Annotated in this window: 21 protein-coding genes; 10 read left to right on the plus strand and 11 right to left on the minus strand. The window is 53.7% G+C overall.

All coding sequences use genetic code 11. The features are described 5' to 3' along the window. The 10 genes from fliO to fliF all read right to left on the minus strand — a co-directional run bounded on the left by fliO (position 1) and on the right by fliF (position 9,440). The gene (gene fliO / locus LG301_RS00465) at positions 1-450 is read right to left on the minus strand and encodes a flagellar biosynthetic protein FliO (RefSeq protein ID WP_404472489.1); all 450 of its coding nucleotides are present in this window, start codon (positions 448-450) and stop codon (positions 1-3) included. Then, on the minus strand, positions 447-1,022 hold the full coding sequence (gene fliN / locus LG301_RS00470; RefSeq protein ID WP_404472491.1) for a flagellar motor switch protein FliN: 576 nt from the start codon (positions 1,020-1,022) through the stop codon (positions 447-449). The genes fliO and fliN overlap by 4 nt, the downstream gene beginning before the upstream one ends. Beyond that, the gene (fliM, locus tag LG301_RS00475) at positions 1,019-2,074 is read right to left on the minus strand and encodes a flagellar motor switch protein FliM (protein ID WP_404472493.1); all 1,056 of its coding nucleotides are present in this window, start codon (positions 2,072-2,074) and stop codon (positions 1,019-1,021) included. The genes fliN and fliM overlap by 4 nt, the downstream gene beginning before the upstream one ends. 21 nt (positions 2,075-2,095) lie before the next feature. Further along, positions 2,096-2,569 (minus strand): flagellar basal body-associated protein FliL, encoded by a 474-nt coding sequence (fliL, locus tag LG301_RS00480; protein ID WP_404472495.1) that lies wholly within the window; start codon positions 2,567-2,569, stop codon positions 2,096-2,098. Between the two features lie 161 nt (positions 2,570-2,730). Then, positions 2,731-4,038, minus strand: coding sequence for a flagellar hook-length control protein FliK (locus LG301_RS00485; RefSeq protein WP_404472496.1), 1,308 nt, complete (start codon positions 4,036-4,038; stop codon positions 2,731-2,733). Positions 4,039-4,061: 23 nt separating this feature from the next. Further along, complete coding sequence (fliJ, locus tag LG301_RS00490; protein ID WP_404472498.1) at positions 4,062-4,514, minus strand: flagellar export protein FliJ; 453 nt, start codon at positions 4,512-4,514, stop codon at positions 4,062-4,064. Positions 4,515-4,516: 2 nt separating this feature from the next. Next, the gene (gene fliI / locus LG301_RS00495) at positions 4,517-5,905 is read right to left on the minus strand and encodes a flagellar protein export ATPase FliI (RefSeq protein WP_404472500.1); all 1,389 of its coding nucleotides are present in this window, start codon (positions 5,903-5,905) and stop codon (positions 4,517-4,519) included. 8 nt (positions 5,906-5,913) lie between these two features. Beyond that, positions 5,914-6,681: a flagellar assembly protein FliH gene (gene fliH / locus LG301_RS00500; RefSeq protein ID WP_404472502.1), complete on the minus strand. Its 768-nt coding sequence runs from the start codon at positions 6,679-6,681 to the stop codon at positions 5,914-5,916. Further along, positions 6,674-7,681, minus strand: a complete 1,008-nt coding sequence (gene fliG, locus LG301_RS00505) for a flagellar motor switch protein FliG (RefSeq protein ID WP_263066456.1) — start codon at positions 7,679-7,681, stop codon at positions 6,674-6,676. The genes fliH and fliG overlap by 8 nt, the downstream gene beginning before the upstream one ends. Continuing rightward, on the minus strand, positions 7,674-9,440 hold the full coding sequence (gene fliF, locus LG301_RS00510; protein WP_404472504.1) for a flagellar basal-body MS-ring/collar protein FliF: 1,767 nt from the start codon (positions 9,438-9,440) through the stop codon (positions 7,674-7,676). Before fliF ends, fliG begins: the two co-directional genes overlap by 8 nt. A 256-nt stretch (positions 9,441-9,696) precedes the next feature. Between fliF and fliE the strand changes: the two genes are divergently transcribed. Continuing rightward, complete coding sequence (gene fliE / locus LG301_RS00515) at positions 9,697-10,023, plus strand: flagellar hook-basal body complex protein FliE (protein WP_263066454.1); 327 nt, start codon at positions 9,697-9,699, stop codon at positions 10,021-10,023. 128 nt (positions 10,024-10,151) lie between these two features. Here fliE and LG301_RS00520 read toward each other — a convergent pair whose 3' ends face one another. Then, positions 10,152-10,511 (minus strand): flagellar protein FlaG, encoded by a 360-nt coding sequence (locus LG301_RS00520; protein ID WP_404472506.1) that lies wholly within the window; start codon positions 10,509-10,511, stop codon positions 10,152-10,154. A 287-nt stretch (positions 10,512-10,798) separates the two neighbouring features. Between LG301_RS00520 and LG301_RS00525 the strand changes: the two genes are divergently transcribed. The 9 genes from LG301_RS00525 to motB all read left to right on the plus strand — a co-directional run bounded on the left by LG301_RS00525 (position 10,799) and on the right by motB (position 18,036). Beyond that, a complete protein-coding gene (locus LG301_RS00525) occupies positions 10,799-12,490 on the plus strand; it encodes an HD domain-containing phosphohydrolase (protein ID WP_404472508.1) in 1,692 nt (563 codons plus the stop codon). A 216-nt stretch (positions 12,491-12,706) separates the two neighbouring features. Beyond that, positions 12,707-13,123: a flagellar export chaperone FliS gene (gene fliS / locus LG301_RS00530; RefSeq protein ID WP_404472510.1), complete on the plus strand. Its 417-nt coding sequence runs from the start codon at positions 12,707-12,709 to the stop codon at positions 13,121-13,123. Positions 13,124-13,130: 7 nt separating this feature from the next. Beyond that, positions 13,131-13,529 (plus strand): flagellar protein FliT, encoded by a 399-nt coding sequence (fliT, locus tag LG301_RS00535; protein WP_404472512.1) that lies wholly within the window; start codon positions 13,131-13,133, stop codon positions 13,527-13,529. Next, positions 13,526-14,782: a flagellar hook-length control protein FliK gene (locus tag LG301_RS00540; protein WP_404472514.1), complete on the plus strand. Its 1,257-nt coding sequence runs from the start codon at positions 13,526-13,528 to the stop codon at positions 14,780-14,782. Before fliT ends, LG301_RS00540 begins: the two co-directional genes overlap by 4 nt. Further along, on the plus strand, positions 14,766-15,050 hold the full coding sequence (locus LG301_RS00545; protein ID WP_404472516.1) for an EscU/YscU/HrcU family type III secretion system export apparatus switch protein: 285 nt from the start codon (positions 14,766-14,768) through the stop codon (positions 15,048-15,050). The genes LG301_RS00540 and LG301_RS00545 overlap by 17 nt, the downstream gene beginning before the upstream one ends. A gap of 112 nt (positions 15,051-15,162) precedes the next feature. Next, entirely contained in the window at positions 15,163-15,495 is a 333-nt protein-coding gene (gene flhD, locus LG301_RS00550) for a flagellar transcriptional regulator FlhD (RefSeq protein ID WP_404472518.1), read from the plus strand. Beyond that, a complete protein-coding gene (gene flhC / locus LG301_RS00555; RefSeq protein ID WP_404472520.1) occupies positions 15,492-16,025 on the plus strand; it encodes a flagellar transcriptional regulator FlhC in 534 nt (177 codons plus the stop codon). The genes flhD and flhC overlap by 4 nt, the downstream gene beginning before the upstream one ends. A gap of 227 nt (positions 16,026-16,252) precedes the next feature. After that, positions 16,253-17,122 (plus strand): flagellar motor stator protein MotA, encoded by an 870-nt coding sequence (gene motA, locus LG301_RS00560; protein ID WP_404472522.1) that lies wholly within the window; start codon positions 16,253-16,255, stop codon positions 17,120-17,122. Continuing rightward, positions 17,119-18,036: a flagellar motor protein MotB gene (gene motB, locus LG301_RS00565; protein ID WP_404472524.1), complete on the plus strand. Its 918-nt coding sequence runs from the start codon at positions 17,119-17,121 to the stop codon at positions 18,034-18,036. The genes motA and motB overlap by 4 nt, the downstream gene beginning before the upstream one ends. Positions 18,037-18,055 lie beyond the last annotated feature (19 nt).

Consider the following 18,055-nt stretch of genomic DNA (forward strand, 5'->3'; position numbering starts at 1 on the left):
TCATGTTCTGTTCGGGTCAGAAGAGGGGGGAGCTTCACTGCTCCGTTTACCACGATGGCCTGCTAGCGCTTGAGCTAAGCGGTTTGAAAAGCGACTCTGAGGTGCTTGTGAGGTGGCGGCTGGGCGATCAGTAGGGGCATCACGCTCCTGTAACTTAGTAATACGTCCGCCGCTAACTCCTAAGACTAACCATGTGTCTTCGATCTCGACCACAACAACGCGCTCGCGGCTGCCCACCGCAGTGCTGTCCACAATGCGTAAGCGGGCACCTTGATGGTGACGCACAGTTTGCCAACGTTTCAATAATGCGGTGCATAGCAGAATAATTGCTATAACAAGCGCAAGCGCGGCGGCTGTTTTGCCGAGCATTGCCATCCCGATTAAGGCATCACCGCTGCCGCTTAGGGCGTCAATGGGCGTGTTTTGTGTGGTAGAGGTAGCGACGCTCATCGATTTAGTTTGTGGATACGCTCAGATGGAGTAATGATCTCTGTAATACGAATGCCATACTTATCTTCGACGACCACCACCTCGCCCTGAGCAATCAAGTAGCCATTGATCAAGATATCCATCGGTTCGCCAGCTAATCCTTCAAGTTCAATCACCGACCCTTGGGCAAGCTCAAGCAGTTGCTTAATAGTAAGCTTGGTGCGACCTAGCTCGACGGTAAGCTTAACCGGAATATCCATGATCATTTCAAGATCACGCGACTGGGCATTGCCACTTTCAGGGCCAAGCGGGCGAAACACCTCGTCACTCGCTGATTTGGCTACCGGCGCTTCTGGCTCGGACTCAGCGGCAGCCTCTGTTTGCTCTGCTGCCTCTTGCTCTGCCATGGCAGCTGCCCAAGGATCCTCGTCATTGCTGGTAGCGCTGGCCTCTTCTTGCTCCGCCATTGCGGCGGACCAGAGATCGTCCTCACCGGCATTATCGGCGTTGGCAGTAGGTTCTTCTTGCTCAGACATGGCGTCCGCCCAATCGTCAGTAGAGATTTTTTGATCGGGTTTGTTAGGATCAGTCATGCTTTGGGTTCCTTGGCTTTCTGTCGCGTTGAACCTTTAATAAAGTCCTTGGACGACACGTTATTCAATGCGGCATGGTCGATCATACGCAGGACACGTAACGCGCGCTGTTGAAGCTGGCTGCCGTACTCACACTCCATGACCGGTACACCGTCCACGCGCGCAGTGATGGTTTGTGGAATATCCATGGGCAGCACGTCACCTTTTTTCAGCCCCATCACATGGGCAATACGGCTAGGGATCTGAGCAAATTCTGCCACTAACTCGACTTCAGAGTGGCGTAGTTCGCTAGCCATACGCCGCGACCATGTACCGTCGTGGTCATGGTTACTGTCGTTAATAGGATTGACCAGCAAGTCACGAAGCGGCTCAATCATCGCGTAGGGCATGCATACCTGGAAGTTGCTGGACAGGTTGCCAACCTCGATATTGAACTTGGTGTTGACCACAATCTCATTAGGCGAGTTAGTGATATTGGCAAACTTTGACTGCACTTCAGAGCGTAAAAAATGCGCCTCGATAGGGTAAACCACTTTCCACGCTTCTTGATAGGCTTCAAGCGCAAGGTTCAGAAGCCGTTGAATAATGCGCTGTTCTGTATTGGTAAATTCGCGCCCATCAGATTTTGTGACAAAGCGTCCGTCTCCGCCAAACAGGTTATCCACCACCATAAAGACAAGATTAGGGGGAAAGACCACCAGTGCGGATCCGCGCAGCGGCTTCATGGACACCAAGTTCAAGTTGGTGGGCACCGGCACATTACGCGAAAAATCACTGAAGCTTTGATAGCGCACGGATTCAACGGTGATATCGGCGCTACGGCGAATCAAGTTAAATAAGCTGTTACGGAAGTAGCGTGCAAAGCGCTCGTTAATAAAATCAAGCGCGTGCAGGCGCTCACGGATGACCCGGTGCTGTGTGGCCGGGTCATAGGGGCGAATACGCGCTTCATTCTCAGAGTGGGAGGTCGAAGCCGATGGCTCGTCATCTCCGCTGACGCCCTTAAGAAGGGCATCAATTTCTTCCTGGGACAGTAGATCGTCCTGTGACATGAACGGCTCCAGTTCCCGAGGTTATTGCACAATGAATTCAGTGAAGAGCACTTCTCGCAAATCGAGAGGCGGCTGATTTTCTGTCAAAGGTACGTTAAGCCGACCAATAATCGCCTGCGCCAGCTCCTCTTTTCCTTCAGTAGAGGTCAGCTCACTCGCCTGTTTACCCGACAACAAAATTAGCAAACGGCTACGCACTTGTGGCATGTGCTCCTCAATAATGGTCTTGCTTTGCTCGTTGCCGACAAGAAGCGTAATGCCCGTGTACAGAAGGCGTGAGCCGTAGCGGTCGTCTGCGAGATTGACAGTAAAGGGCTCGATGCGGGTAAAGACAGGTGTTTCGCGCTCTACTACCTGCTGTATTTCGCCGCCTTCTGTGCCTCCTCGCTGGTCTAACACCATATATATCGCTGCCGCTGCGCCCGCAGACGACAACACTACTAGAATAATCATTATCCAGAGCAGTTTTTTGGATCCGCTGCTTGTTTCTGCCATTTACTGTTCCCATGATCTTGACGCATGACGCTAGCCAAGCATTATGCCTAACGCAGATGCTGATGATGAAATGAACAGACTCCTTTGGGGAGTCTATCTTTTGGTTTAGCTATCTAATCGTCTTGATGCCAGTATTTTCATACGAGCCACTCGGTGATGGCTTAAGCATATAGATCGACACGTCCATCAAGAACTAAAGGGTTACTCTTCTCTGAGGGCATGAGCACGCCATCGCCCTCTTCTAGGCTACCGCTGCCATCTACACTGCTGGAGGTACCCGTACCCTGTTGTGCAAAGGCCTGTTCATTTGGATTGTTGTGCTCCCCTACCGATGTTTCACCCAGTGAGATCCCTTGTTCAGCGAGGGCTTCACGCAGCTGAGGTATCGCCTGCTCAAGCACTTGGCGGACTTGGGCGTGAGCCGATAAAAAGTGCGCCTGTGTTCCGTTTTCGCTCACTTTAAGGGAAATAGAGAGTGGCCCTAGCTCTGCGGGATGAAGCTGCATCTTAACCTCATGCTCACCACCCCGCTGGGCAAACTGTATAAGCTGCTGACCAAGCTGAGAAGGCCATGCGGGGCTACTAACCGGCGTCGCGATTGAGGCTGAGGACATTAATCCCCCCGCTGCTGGCGTCAGGGTGCCGGACGGAGAGAAAAAGGACGGCTCGCCACCTCGACTAGCGCCTTGTGCAAGCTCCGCTAATGCAATGCTCGACATTTCACTGCCAACACGCAGCGGGCTAGCATTTACATCGACAGGGGGGGCCATGGCGCTGCGTGAAAAGGCAGCAAGTTGCTGGCTGTCAAAATCAGACGTTAAATTTATAGATGGCTGTGAACCATTGACAGGCAATGCTCGGGATAATGACGGGTTATTTTCCGTCATGACAGCGCTGGGCAGTAGGCTCGCAACTTGGCGGTGGATATCCACAAGGGCTGTGCCCTCTGGAGCAGCAGCGCGAAGAGCGTTAAAGGTGGCTAACAGCTCGGTGGCTTGACGTTCACTAATAGCGAGCTGTTGGGCAATATCCTGCACTTGGGGAGCTGTTTCGAGCCCAGAAGTGGTTGCCGCAGTGCCCGAGAAGGCGTCGACTAGTGATAAGCGTGCTGCAATCTCATCCAGTGGCGTGAGCGCAGGTGTTTCACCTTCACCCAGTGCACCTTCTAGAGCGATTGTAGGAAAAGTGTCTGTGCCAGCGGCCTTCAGCTGAGCTAGTAGGTCCGCTAATGCCTCCTCGTTTAGTTCGATGTCTAACGACGCTAACAGCTCGGCAAAACGAGTTAGCGGCTCAGGCGCGGTAGCGTCAGCTGTCGTGCTGGTTAACCGCTGCGGCTGAGCGCCGCTTGCTTGCGTTAATGCCTGGTGAAAAAGGGCTTGCGGCGCCCCTTTTGCGCCCAGCATCTGTGCCGGGGCGGACGACAGAGCGCTTTGACCCTGATTCGCTGAAAGCAGCAGCTGAATATTCATAAGTAGAGTTCCCCGGCGCGACGTTAGTGCGTTTTATCAGTTAGTTGGCGAGCCAGACGGCCAGTGACAAAATCATCGCTAGCTTTTTGCTCGTGGCGCTCTTGGCGGCGATGCTCTTCTAATAACCGGCGCGAAGCCAGTGTATCGTAGGAGGAGAGCTTACGCTGCTCTTGCTGCCAATGTTGTTGGCTTTCTTGAACACGTTTTTGTTGCGCAGCCAGCGCTTGCCTCGCACGGCTAAGGGCGGTGTCTAGCGAGGCCAGAAACTGTTGGTAATTGTACATGGTGGCTGGGTCAATGCCATCGCGCATAGCTTGTTGTAAACGCGTGGCATATTCGGTGCGGTAGCGACTAAGTGACTCCAGCTGAGCCTGTGTCTGTTGCTGTGTTTGACGCTCTTCTGCCAGTAGTTTTCCCGCTTGGTCTCTGGCATCTCGGGCTAAGCCGGTTAATATATCGAGCTGCGAATGACTCATGGTTAGCCTCCCACGGTGGCATGCAGCGCTTGGCGTGACGCTTCAAGCGTTGCGCATTCATCAATATTTTGCTGCAGAAAGCGTTCCAGAGCTGGAAATCGGTTCACCGCTTCGTCTAGTTTTGGGTCGTGGCCTGGGCTGTAAGCGCCTACGCTAATCAAGTCACGGTTACGCTGATAGCGTGAAAAAAGCTGCTTAAACGTACGTGCTTCCTGTAGCTGCTCCGGCGTCGCAATGGCAGTCATGGCGCGGCTAATAGAAGCCTCAATATCAATGGCAGGGTAGTGGCCAGCCTCAGCAAGCCCGCGTGAGAGCACAATATGGCCATCCAGAATCGCCCTTGCTGAATCAGCAATAGGGTCCTGTTGGTCATCACCTTCGGTCAGCACGGTATAAAAAGCGGTAATGGAGCCGCCGCCGCGTTCGGCATTGCCTGCCCGTTCCACTAGGCCGGGCAGTTTGGCAAATACCGAGGGTGGATAACCCTTGGTAGCGGGCGGCTCGCCGATCGCCAGGGCAATCTCGCGTTGTGCCATGGCATAGCGTGTTAATGAATCCATGATGAGGAGCACATTGCGGCCCGCATCACGGAATCCTTCCGCTAGCCGTGTTGCGTAGGCTGCTCCTTGGAGGCGCTGCAGCGGCGATGTATCAGCAGGAGCAGCAACGACAACGGCACGCCTGCGGCCCTCTGGGCCTAAAATATTATCTATAAAATCTTGTACTTCCCGGCCCCGCTCGCCGATGAGCCCGACCACAATGACATCCGCCTGGGTGTAGCGCGCCATCATGCCAAGCAGCACAGACTTACCTACCCCAGAGCCTGCAAATAGCCCCATCCGCTGGCCGCGGCCAACGCTTAGCAGCGCATTAATGGCGCGGATGCCCACATCGATCTGTGCGTCGATAGGTGCGCGGGAGAGAGGGTTCAATAGGGTCGCTTGAAGCGTGGCACGGGGTGCATCGTCAATGCTTTCTCGGTCATCTAACGGATTGCCGTTGCCATCTAGCACGCGCCCTAAAAGCTCGTCGCCAATCGGGAAGCGCCGTGCGCTGTGCCCGCTGCCATCGCTAAGGGGGGTCACCCTTGCCCCAGGCATCAAGCCGGTGATCTCTTCGAGAGGCATCAGAAACAGCTTATCGTTTGAGAAGCCAACCACTTCCGCTTCTGCGTGCTTTTCGCTGTCGTTAAGCCTTCCATCGGAGCCGGGTAACTCAATTCGACATGCACTGCCTACCGCGACGCGGAGGCCCACTACCTCGATCACCATCCCTGTGGCGCGAATTACCCTGCCGCTCGTGCGGTAGCGGGGCAACTGGCCAACGCGCTGCGTGGTGCGGTTCAGCGCTTTACGCCAGCGGTGGTGGTGTGGGCAAGTGGCATCGCTCATAGTAGTACCTACGAAGAGGTCGAAGTGTCGCTGCCGTGATGGCGCTTGCGAAGTTGGGCGTGTGCAGCCTGCCAACGGCTTTCAAACGTGGCATCAAGCTCACCTTGGGCGCTTGTAACACGGCAGCCGCCACGCGCGAGCTGGTCATCAGGTTGGAGCTGCCAGTTAGCGGCGCTTAGTTCGCTGCCCAGGTGCTCTTTTACCAATGCATGATCGTCCGGGTTTAACCATAAGCGCTGCTGCCCAACCAGCGGTGGCTCGGTGTGCAGGAGCTCGCGCACAATAGCTAGAATCTGTTCAGGTTTTTCTTGAAGGGCATTACCTGCCAGCTGTTTTCCAGTGGCAAGCGCCAGTTCGGTAAGGTCATGGGCGATGGTTTCGTCAATGCGTTCAAGGGCATCTGAAAACTGTTTAGCGAGTGCCTGAAGCGGGGTGACAGTTTGATGAACTTGCTGTTTCAGTGCTTCCTCGGCCTGTGCATGACCTTCTTGAAGGCCTTTTTCTAGCCCCTCTTGGTGTCCTCGCGCTAACCCCGCCTGATAGCCATCTTCTTCCGCTTGTTGACGAATACTCTCATAGAGGGCCTGGCGCTCTTGCTCTTCACGCTGGCGCGCTTGTTCTGCTGCGCGCTTCGCGGCCTCTACTTTGCGCTGCTGTGCAGAGGGAGCGGCAGCGACGCCCTCTTGGGAATGGGCGTTGCGCTGTGTTAGCTCATCCATCTGCCATCGCCGCCAGGCACCATGGCGATCAAATTCGGGTGCGTGAGTATTAGACATACTCATCATCTCCACCCGACAAGACGATCTCGCCAGAGTCCGCTAAGCGGCGCACCACTTGTAGAATAGCTTTTTGCTCGGTCTCCACCTGGGATACGCGGATGGGGCCGCGCGCTTCCATATCTTCGCGTACTAAATCCGCTGCCCGCTGGGACATATTGCGCAGGAACTTGTCGACCAGCGCATCTTGAGCGCCTTTGAGGGCCACCACCAGGGAGTTGGTTTCGACCTCTTGAAGCACCATCTGGATGGCACGGTTGTCCAGGTCGAGTAGGTTCTCGAACAGGAACATTTCGTCGATAATTTTCTGTGCCAGGTCTTCGCTGTGCGAACGCACGGTTTCGATAGCGACTTCTTCCTGAGAAGAGTTCATCAGGTTCAAGATTTCGGCCGCTGTTCTTACGCCGCCCATTTTGCTGCGCTTGAGGTTTTGACCATCCAGCATGCTGGTGAGTACCTCGGTTAGCTCCTGCAGTGCCGCTGGCTGTACACCACTGAAGGTGGCGATCCGTAGCACCACATCGTTGCGGAGCTTCTCCTCAAACAGTTCGAGAATATCGGCGGCCTGATGGCGATCCAAATGCACCAAAATGGTGGCAATAATCTGCGGATGCTCATCGCGAATAAGCTCGGACACCATGGAGGCTTCCATCAGGTTCAGCGCATCAATACCTGAGTTGCCTCCCGTCGTCTCAAGGATGTCCTCAATGAGGCTAGTGGCGCGCTCACTGCCAAGGGCCTTGGTAAGCACGGAGCGAATATGCTCGCTAGAGTTGAGGTTGAGCGCCACAAACTCTTCCGTCTCACGATGGAACGCTTCCAAGACCGCCTTCATATCTTCGTGGGAGACTTGTTGTAAGCGCGCCATTTCCATACTGATCTCTTGCACTTCGCCAGCGCTTAGAAACTTAAACACTTCGGCGGCGCTATCTTCATCAAGGGCAAGCAAGAGGATGGCGCTTTTACGCGATCCGCTCATTTCGGCAATAGAGCTACTCATGGGAATTCATCCAGCTGCGAATAATCATCGCGACCATACGGGGATCTTCCTGGGCCATTTCCCGCAGGTCGTTAAGATTGTGCTCGTACAGCGACGTTTTACGGCGACGTTTTGGCTTATTACTGTAGGTGTCATCTTCCTCTGAAGACGCTTCTTCCTCTTGATCATCATTTTCATCGCCGACGCTGGCGCTAAAGGTGCTGCCAGTGCCAGGCATAGCGGGGGCCATGACCGGTGTCTGCGTATAGCGTTTGATCAGCGGACGAAGTATCAGCAGGTAAAGCAGAAGCGCAGCAATAGCGACAAGTAGGTAGCGCCCCAGCGTGGATGCCAGCGAGAGCATCTCTGGCCGCTGCCACCATTCAGTTTCCTCTGTCGCCTCATCAGTACTGGCAAAGGGCGTGTTGACGACCTCAACTTGGTCGCCCCGTGCCAACGAGAAGCCCATCGCCTGTTGAACAAGGCGCTCAAGCTGAGCCACTTCTTCAGGGCTTAAAGCGACTTGCTCTACTTCGCCTTCTTCATTAACAACGCTACGGAAATTTACGACAACTGCCGCGGAGAGGCGCTGAACCTGCCCTAGCCGGTGCTGGATATGCTCGATGCTACGATCTACTTCGTAGTTAACGACATCGTCTTGGCGTAGGTTGCGCAGCGCGTTGTCTGGTAAGTCTTCTTCACCTTCATCACCTTCTTCAGCGTCTGGTTGATTAATGGGTGCAGGTGCTACCCCGGGCGGCGTATTGCTAAGTGCGCCGGGTATGCCCGTGGCTAACGGATCTTCTCCGTCATAAGAAAGACTTAATTGGCGGCTGCGCACGGCTGACTCATTGGGCGCTTGGTTAGGGCCATAGCGCTCTGACGTCTCTTCACGGCGTGAAAAATCGATCTGTGCTGCTACCTGGGCACGCACGTTGTCACTGCCGAGAATAGGCGAAAGAATATTTTCGATACGGCGCTGGTAGGAGCGCTCTACTTCTGTGATATAGGCAAGCTGTGTGCCATCAAGGTCGCTGCCCTGGGCGGAGTTAGCGGTCAGTAAACGTCCGTTTTGGTCGACAACGGTAACGTTTTCAGTGGCTAGCTCGGGAACGCTGCTGGAGACCATGTGCACAATGGCGCTGACTTGCCCTTCACCTAACACACGGCCGGGTGAGAGTGTCAGTACAATGGATGCTTTGGCAGGCTCTCTATCGCGAATGAAGACCGACGGCTTGGCCATGGAGAGATGAACGCGAACGTCTTCCACGGGGCCAAGTGATTCAATGGAGCGCGCTAACTCGCCCTCTAAGCCGCGTTGAAAGTTGACCTGTTCAGCAAACTGACTAATACCGAAGGCCTGGTTATCCATCAGCTCAAGGCCAATATTGCCGCCACGAGGCAGACCTTGCTCAGCAAGCTGAAGTCTAAGTGTGTGGACTTGTTCGCCTTGTACTAAAAGTGCTTGGCCGCCCTCGCTGAATTGATAAGGAATGCCTCGGCTATCAAGTTCGGCAATGATCCGCCCGCCGTCGGCTTCACTGAGATTACTGTAGAGCACGCGGTATTCAGGGCTGCTGGCCCACATGAACAGGGCTGCAATAATAGCAATAGACGCAGCAGCGGCGACCAATAACACGACCAGCGGGTTACTGCGCAGCTGCTTCAGCATGCGCTCAACCGCGGGCGTGTTTTTAGTCTGGTTCTCTGCCGTACCACTATGTGCGGCATTTTGTGTCGTACTGTTTTGACGGCCTGCCGTAGCACCAGTTTCGCTCATGCATCCCTCCTAGAGGGCAGGCAAAACCGATGACGGCCCAGGCGCATCACCAAAGAAGGCATAGGCTATATCCGTCAATCGCGGTTATCCGCTGAAAGTAGTAAGCGGAATTATGATGAACGCCATTATCCCGGCGCGCGTCGACCATAAATGAACGAAAAGCTTGGCTTTTCGTACCTATTTGTTCGTATGAGTCCTATCCTACCAGTGATAGGCTGCTGGTATTATTTTACTTTCATGCGACTGAGGCATACGTATGAGTTCTCCCCCGATTCAGGCTGCCCTGCAGCAGATGCAGACTATGGCTACTCAGGCGGCTCAGCCCATCAAGGGCGAGCAAGTCTCTACCGCTGTTGGCCAAGGCGGTTTTGGTAGCGAGCTTCAGGCTTCCATACAGCGCATTAATCGTCTTCAGCAAAGCGCTAATACGAAGGCGATGGCATTTCAGGCAGGCGAGCCTAACGTCGAGTTAAACGACGTCATGGTAGATATGCAAAAAGCGAGCGTTGCTTTCCAAATGGGGCTGCAAGTGCGTAATCGTCTTGTCTCGGCCTATCGAGACGTTATGAATATGCAGGTATAGGCAAGTGGTAGCTATGGGTAGCCATGCGTAGTATGAAACGCGGCATGGCGAACGCTGACTGACCATCTAAACCACATTTTAGACATTGCAGTATGCTGCTTAGCGTTCGCTTGCTGTCTATGACTGCCTTACGCATCTACGGAAATAAGTCGGCCTTGCATTTCCTCTAGTTTTTCGGCGAGCAGCAATACTTCTTCAGCGGGTATTTGGCGAATCACGTCGCCCGTATCGCGGTCCACCACGCGTGTAATGATGCGCGTCGACTGTTCGCTAACATCAAATTCCAGGCCGCGTGGTCGCATAACATCATTAATACGTTTTATTGGCTCAATGAGCTCTTCTTTTTTGATCGTGCTGCTTGCGGGGGCTTGGCTTTCTGCTGTTGTCAGCAAGCTCAGCTTGTTTTCAAACTCTTGGCGCGGCGTAAGCGTTTGCGTTGGCAGGGTGGGTAGCGCAGCAGACGCGCTATCTAATGGCAGTGGGCCCATAAGAGACGTTCCTCCAAAGGTAAGTAAGCCTAATGGCCAGGTAACGTTGCAATATCAAAGGCTGAGGCGGTTTATTGCTTAATTATTAGCCTCTTTGATAGCTATCGGCTGTTATCCATTAATCTTTATACGTGCATAGCGGTCGGCGGTATTTCTTTTTGTATATGAGCAAAAAGAAATACCGAAGTAGCCTGATGGGCGTATGTGGCATGCTGAAAGCTTCTGTTATGCTCTGCCGCTTCGGGTTGGGTGTCAAACAATAACGTGGTAGGGAAGGCGAAACGAGCATGGCCGTTCAGCAAGATGAATATGAAAGCGTAACCAGTGCCTCAACGATAAGCGCTTATTTAAATGCCATGATTGAAAGTGGTGGCGTCTCGCTCTGCTTGGCTGCGTCGGATGCGCGCCCTGAGCCTATCGTGTTAATGGAGCAGCACGCGGGTGAAACCCTGGTGATGGATCTCTCTTCCGTTGACTATTTGTTAGGTCGTTTGCAGCAGGGGGAGCAATTTTTTCTACGCGGTCAATCGCAGGGCAAGGTGTTGCGTACGCCGTTGCTTTCATTAACTGAAACGCGACGCTCCGGCGGGCGCTTTCTGTGCTGTAGCGACTATCCCGCCACGGTAGATGTGCTGCAGCGGCGCGAATCGTTTCGCGCAGAGCTGCGTATGGGCATGGTGGTGCCTGCCGCTGTGGTGAGTGCCGACGGGGAGAGTGCTCAGGGGGAGCTGCGTGATCTGTCCCAGGATGGCTGCCAGATAGAGCTGCCTTTAACAGCGAGTGGTGTACTTGCTGAGGCGGACAGCCCTCTTAAGCTCACCTATACGTTTCCTGATGGGACTTACTTTGAGGTGCAGGGCATACCTCGGCACCAAAAAACAGATCCTGAGCGCCATATTTTGCGCGTGGGGTTCCGTTTTGCCAACTGTACATCGGATCAAGAGCGCCAAATTTGGTACTTCGTTTGCGAAATAGAGCGTGAAGCGGCGCGCTATAAAAAAGAGACGCAAGAGGAGCGGCAGCCATCGCCGCTTTTTGAACAACCCGATAGGCGCGCGAAAGGTACAGAGCTTGTTGGGCGCCGTGATATCCGGCGTTACGCCACCCCAACGGCACGGCGCCTGGTGAAAGTGGCAGCTTACCTTGATGCCCAGTTGTTGCTGCTTCAGCAGGGGAGTGATATTGACTCTCGGCAGCTGTCACGCAACGCAGACAGAGTACTAATGCTGCATGAAGAAGATCGTGAAGCGCTGTTGTTTGCTTCGCGCTGTTTATCGCCTGAGCCGCTTCTGGTGCGTCATGGTATCGCCGTGGCCGTACACTTGTTGGATCTTGTGGGAAGCAACATGCCGCGCGATGTGCAAAAGGCAGTTGTGGCCAGTAGTTTGATTCATGATTTAGGCAAGGCGCTTATTCCTCAGGTGGTATTTAAGGCGCCTAATTTTGAAGCGACCCATCGGCAGGCGATGCGGGAGCATGTGTCTTTGCTGATGGATCGGCTGCACAGCTGCCAATGGCTCTCAGCCTCTGTTGCTCAGGCGGTCATTGGGGGAATTAACGAGCGGCTTGATGGTAGCGGCTACCCAGAGGGGTTGTCCGGTAATGATATCAATGAGTTAGCCAAGGCTAGCGCTATTGTTGATGTGGTTGAGGCAATGCGTCGTGACCGGGCCGACCGTCCGGCAAAAACGGCACAACAGATTTATAGGCACTTGCTGCGCCACCCTCACCAGTTTGACCCCCATTGGATCAAACGCTATATCGAGCACTTTAAAGCGCTCCCAGTTGGCTCGCTGGCCTATTTTTCAAGTGAGAAGCTGGCGTGGATTGTGCGTCTTAATAAAGATGGAACGCCTGCTGAGGTGGTGCTTGCCGAAGGCGCTGAGCCGCCACTGCGCGACACGCTGGGGGTATCCGTGCGAGGTGATGTTCTTGAGAGATTGGGCCGGCCCGTTAAAGAAGTGGCAGTGTCCACGTAACTTGCTGCGGCGCACGGCTATCTAACCGCTAGACAGCCCTCTACTACATGAACATTACTTTTATGAGATAAAGCGTGTTTGAGGGTTAAAGTCGGAGGTTATGGCGCCGATATAACTTCATAGCTGAGCGCGAAAGCGCATATTTTGAACCATTAGCAGCATGTGTTGGCCCTGCTATCACGGCTGTTGTGTTACCTAGTAAAGGAGTGCCCGCTTATGACATACACTCGCGGTGGCGCCGCCTATGGCCGTGGTGCTAAGGCATATGCCCGTGTCGGCGTAGAAAGCGGCGTGATGTCAGCTGACCCACACCAGCTTATCGTCATGCTATTTGATGGCGCCCAGGCCGCTATCCGAGCGGCGCGTATTCACTTGCAGGCAGGCAACACGGCCGAAAAGGGAAAATCGATATCCAAAGCACTGGATATTATTAACAATGGATTAGCGGCGGCATTGGATCAAGAGCAAGGCGGCGATATTGCTGAACGGCTTGCCTCGCTGTATGACTATATTGCTCGCTTGCTTCTGACTGCGAATCTACGTAATGACGAAGAGAGCCTAAATCAGGCGGAGCGGCTATTGGAAGATATCGCCTCAGCATGGCGTGAAATCGGCCAACAGCAGAGTGCGTGAGGCAATTATGTCGGGTTCTGAAGCGTTCCAAAGCACTGCACAGCACGCGCTGTTAGAGGCCTATGCCAAATTGCTTGTACGTGCAAAGCACATGCACGAGCTGGCCGATGCAGAGCAGTGGCCAGAGCTTATCGAGCAGCGTACGCATTACGTGACCTTAGTAGAGGAATTGCGTGAGCGTGATCAACAAGTCGTGTTAGATGCTTCTGCCAAGACCCGTAAGGCTGAACTGCTGGAAAGTATTCTGGAGCACGATGTAGAAATTCGACGTCGACTAGTAGCGCGGCGCGAAGAGCTAGGCAAGTTGATTGGCGTGTCCCAGCGCCAACGTGATTTGCACCGTGCCTATGCGCCTCAGCAAGGCAGTCAAAACGTTGACGGCGCAGAAGGTAAGGGCGCGCCGTGAGTGGCATCAACCCACTTATCGATACCCTTATGCACCAAGTGCTGGGGCGTCAAGGAGAAGCCTCTTTACAGCGCTCTTTGAATGCCCCGGTGCAGCCTGTTCCTCCGGGTGAAGGGCCGCGGGCATTGCAAGGCGATGCTAGCTTAGACGGGCGGCCTATGTCGCTACCGCTAAGTGATCTTAAGCGCTTGCCAACTGCTCCGGATGGGCAGCGTTTACCTACTCAAAACGGCGCCAATGCGGGGCCAAATTCTACTCAAACGCACTTAAGTCCTGCGGCACGCACCATTGCGGATGTGCTGCTACGGTTTCCCGCCCCGCCTACCGTAATGCGCGCAGAAGCGCCGCTGATGAGTGCACAGGATGCGCCGACAGCGGCAACGCTAGCGACGCGCCTAGAATCAAGCATACGCGATAGCGGTTTATTCTATGAATCGCATCTAAAGCGCTGGTTTCAGGGGGATGTCTCCCGCCAGCAGCTACTGCGTGAGCCACAAATGCAATTGGTTTCACGGCCTCTACAGCCTGCTAATTTACCGGTGCCCACCCCCGTATCGACGCCGCTTCAAGCGGGTTCATCGGCGCAAGTGCCAACAGCCTTGGTAGTGGGAGCTTCTGCGTCAGCAGCAGCGAATAACTTGGCTATTTTACCCAATACCACGCTGTTGCCGGTAGCAAGCGATAAGCCCATGCTTGAGCGTCCTGCGGTGCTTGTTGCGAATACGCCAACCTCACCTGCTGCTCCCTTACCGGCAGAGAGGCCAGAGGCAGCCCAGGCCAGAGTGGATGCAGGCGGCGTACGCGAGCTGACGGATATCGCCATCCAGCGTGGCGGTCGTGAGGTTGTGCATGAAAACCTGCAGAGCTTGGTGCGTCAGCAGTTGGAAATGCTCGTGATGCCGACCATTCGTTGGGAGGGTGACGTATGGGCTGGGATTTTTATGGCGTTAGTGGTTCACCTGCCCACGCGGGATGAGGGGCGCGAGGAAGCCCAGGGTGATGCGGAAGCAGAGGAGGGTTGGCGCTCTGAAATGCAGCTTGAGGTGCCTAATGTCGGGGCGTTTAGTATTGCGTTATCGCTCTACCAGGCAGTTCTTAGTATAGATCTTTCAACGGACGACCTAGCGACCTATCAACAGCTTGAGCAGGGGGTCGGAGCGTTAGAGCAGCGGTTGGGCGCCCTGGATTTTCGTAAAGTGCAGGTAAAAGCCCGTCATCTCAGTGGGGAGGGCAGCTATGAGGGCGCCCAGTGATCGTCGTCGTCAAGCTGTTGCGCTGGCCTACCAGGAAGGAGATCAGGCACCCCGGGTAGTGGCTAAAGGGTATGGAGAGCTGGCTGAACGGATTATGGCAGAAGCGCAGCGGCAAGGAATTTACGTGCACGATGCCCCTGAGCTGGTGGCCCTGTTGATGCAGCTAGATTTAGATGCTGAAGTGCCAGCGAGCCTATATCAAGTCGTGGCTGAGTTGCTAGTGTGGGTATTTGAGCTTTCTGAAGGGACAATAAGCCATCGTGAGTAGAGCAAGTAGCCAATGTAGACGTTGTGTGCAACCATGAGGCTTATGGAAAAAGTCACCCATGGCGTCATTATAAAGTTTATAAGGCCGCGCCTGTGTCGTTCGATGGAACACTATGAGCCAATCAAACTTTCTTGATGAAATTGAAGAATTAAACTTAGCGTACTTACTTCTTGCCCAGCGTCTACTGAGTGAAGATCGAGAGGCCGCCATGTTTCGCCTGAAAGTTGATAGCGAACTGGCAGATTTACTCGTTTCACTTAATGCATGGCAGCTGACGAAGTTGGCACGTACTAATCAATTAGTGTGTCGGTTTAGTCAAACTAGTGGGCAGCGTTTGCGGCAAATTATGGAAAACCCCAGGGATCAAGGGCTTTCTGGTTTGCATGCATCACTATTATCCGCCTGCGAACCGTTCGATTCATTACCCAATGGAGGGGCAGAGTGAGCCAGAAAAGCTTGGTTGATGAAATGCATCAAGTACAGCTGGCAATCGAATTGATTGAATTAGGCGCACGTTTACAGGTGTTAGAGACGGAAACGGATCTAAGCCGTACCCGCCTAATTAAGCTGTATAAGGAAGTGCGTGGCATGTCGCCTCCTAAAGGGATGTTGCCTTTTTCGGCAGATTGGTTTGTTACTTGGTTGCCCAATGTTCACTCATCCCTTTTTTATAATATTTATGCAAGTTTACAACAAGATACTTGCTGCGAGCGTATTGATGCGTTCGTTAAAGCGTATCGTCTTTATGAAGAACAAATCGCACTTGAAGACGTGGAGCCAGTGCTGGGGTTAACACGGGCATGGACACTGGTGCGTTTCTTTGAGAGTGACTTGCTGCAGCTAAATACATGCACTCGGTGTAGCGGACGCTTTGTGGCTCATGCGCACAGTCCTTCGCATGATTATGTGTGCGGTATTTGTCAGCCACCTTCGCGGGCCGGAAAAACACGCAAGACCCGGGAGCGCCCAGTATAGAAATATAGTCCTGCGCTACTTAAAGGTGGGCATATGGCTAATAGCAACAGCCGTTACTCTATAGTTAGCGTTAAAAGTCAGTGGTACTTTTTCATTAAACATTGCCTGTGAATGAGTATGATATGGCTAAGCTTCACTTGGGATGGGGTCTTCCAATGTCTTCATAATGATGAAGCAGGGGATGGCGTTCCGTTGATATAAAAATTGCTATCGCAAGGACACTGCTTGTGCTGATTCTCCTAGGTTATGTGGTCGTAATATTGTGCGTATTTGGCGGCTATGTGCTGGCAGGCGGTAGTTTAGGCCCCCTGTATCAACCCCTAGAGCTGCTCATTATTGGCGGTGCGGGCGTAGGCGCGTTCATCGCTGCCAATAACGGCAAGGCGATCAAAGCCACGTTTAAAATATTGCCTAGGCTCAAACGCACCAAAAAATATAACAAGGCTCTGTACATGGAGCTAATGGCGCTCCAGTTCAAGCTGCTTTCTAAAATTCGTCGCGAAGGGATGTTGGGTATCGAGCGCGACATCGATAACCCCCAGGAAAGCCCACTGTTCCAAGAGCACCCTGCGGTGCTTGCCGATCCCCACATCATGGATTTTTTGACCGACTATCTACGTTTAATGGTGAGCGGCGGCATGGAGCCGATGGAAATCGATGAGCTGATGCTGCACGAAATCGAAGTCTTCGAGCAAGAAGCCCATATTCCCGTTGATGCGATAGCTAAGGTAGGCGATGCCATGCCCGCGTTTGGTATCGTGGCGGCAGTCATGGGGGTTATTAAAGCGCTGACCTATGCCGATGCCAGCCCTGAGCAAATGGGTCAAATGATCGCAATGGCACTGGTGGGCACTTTCCTGGGTATTTTGATGGGCTACGGTTTTATTAGCCCGATCGCTAGCTATGCCGATCGACAGGCAAAAGAGGCGGAAAAAATGCTGCAGTGTATTCGCGTCACGTTGTTGGCGAGTTTGCATGGGTATGCGCCCCAGCTAGCCGTTGAGTTTGGTCGTAAAGCGCTGCATACCGCCGAACGGCCGAGCTTCTCAGAGCTTGAAGAGTATGTCCGCGATTCAAAAAAGGCCGGTAATGCATGAGTAAGGGCGGTGACAAACGCCCGATTGTTATTCGGCGTAAAAAAGTAGTTCATGCCCACCATGGTGGGGCATGGAAGATCGCATTAGCCGATTTTATGACCGCGCTAATGGCGCTGTTTTTGGTGATGTGGATTTTAAGTGTTTCCAGTGACGAAACACGCCAAGGTGTGGCGGACTACTTTAGCACGCCGCTGATCACCGCGATGACCGGTGATCGCGGCGGCAGTACGCGTGTTATCCCAGGTGGCGGGCCTGACCCAGCGCATAGCGATGGCGAGCGCGCCCAGGTAGATATGTCGTTGCAGCCGCGGCCTAGTTTGCAGGAACGGCGGTTTTTCTCTGATTTACAAGAGCGTATAGAGCGGGCTATAGAGCTAGATCCAGAGCTGCGCCAACTGCGCAACCAAATGCGCTTTGACCTTACCCGAGAAGGGCTGCGTATACAGCTGCTCGACACAGAGCAGCGGCCCATGTTCCAACTGGGTAGTGACCAGGTAGCGCCCTACATGCGCAACCTTTTACGCACCATCGCGCCGTTACTCAATGAATTGCCCAATGACCTTAGTATCAGTGGCCATACCGACAGCGTGCCCTATGCGGGTGGCTATCGGGGCTACAGCAACTGGGAGTTATCTAGTGACCGCGCTAATGCGTCGCGGCGCGAGCTGGTTGTTGGTGGACTTGACCCAGATCAACTACTGCGCGTATCAGGCTTTGCTGATCGGGTGCTGCTGCCTGACACTGCTCCTTCGGATCCTATTAATCGGCGTATTGAGCTTTTAGTGCTGTTGCCTGAAATTGCTGAGACGATTCGTGACCCAGGTATTCTTAGCACTGAGGTGCCGTTACCTGAGGCCGAAGTGCCCGAAGAGGCCTTACTGCCAGACATGCCACAGGCCGACATAGCCGAATGAGCGAAGCTGGTCACAAAAA

Source organism: Vreelandella venusta, from assembly GCF_044809155.1.
GTDB lineage: Bacteria > Pseudomonadota > Gammaproteobacteria > Pseudomonadales > Halomonadaceae > Vreelandella > Vreelandella venusta_B.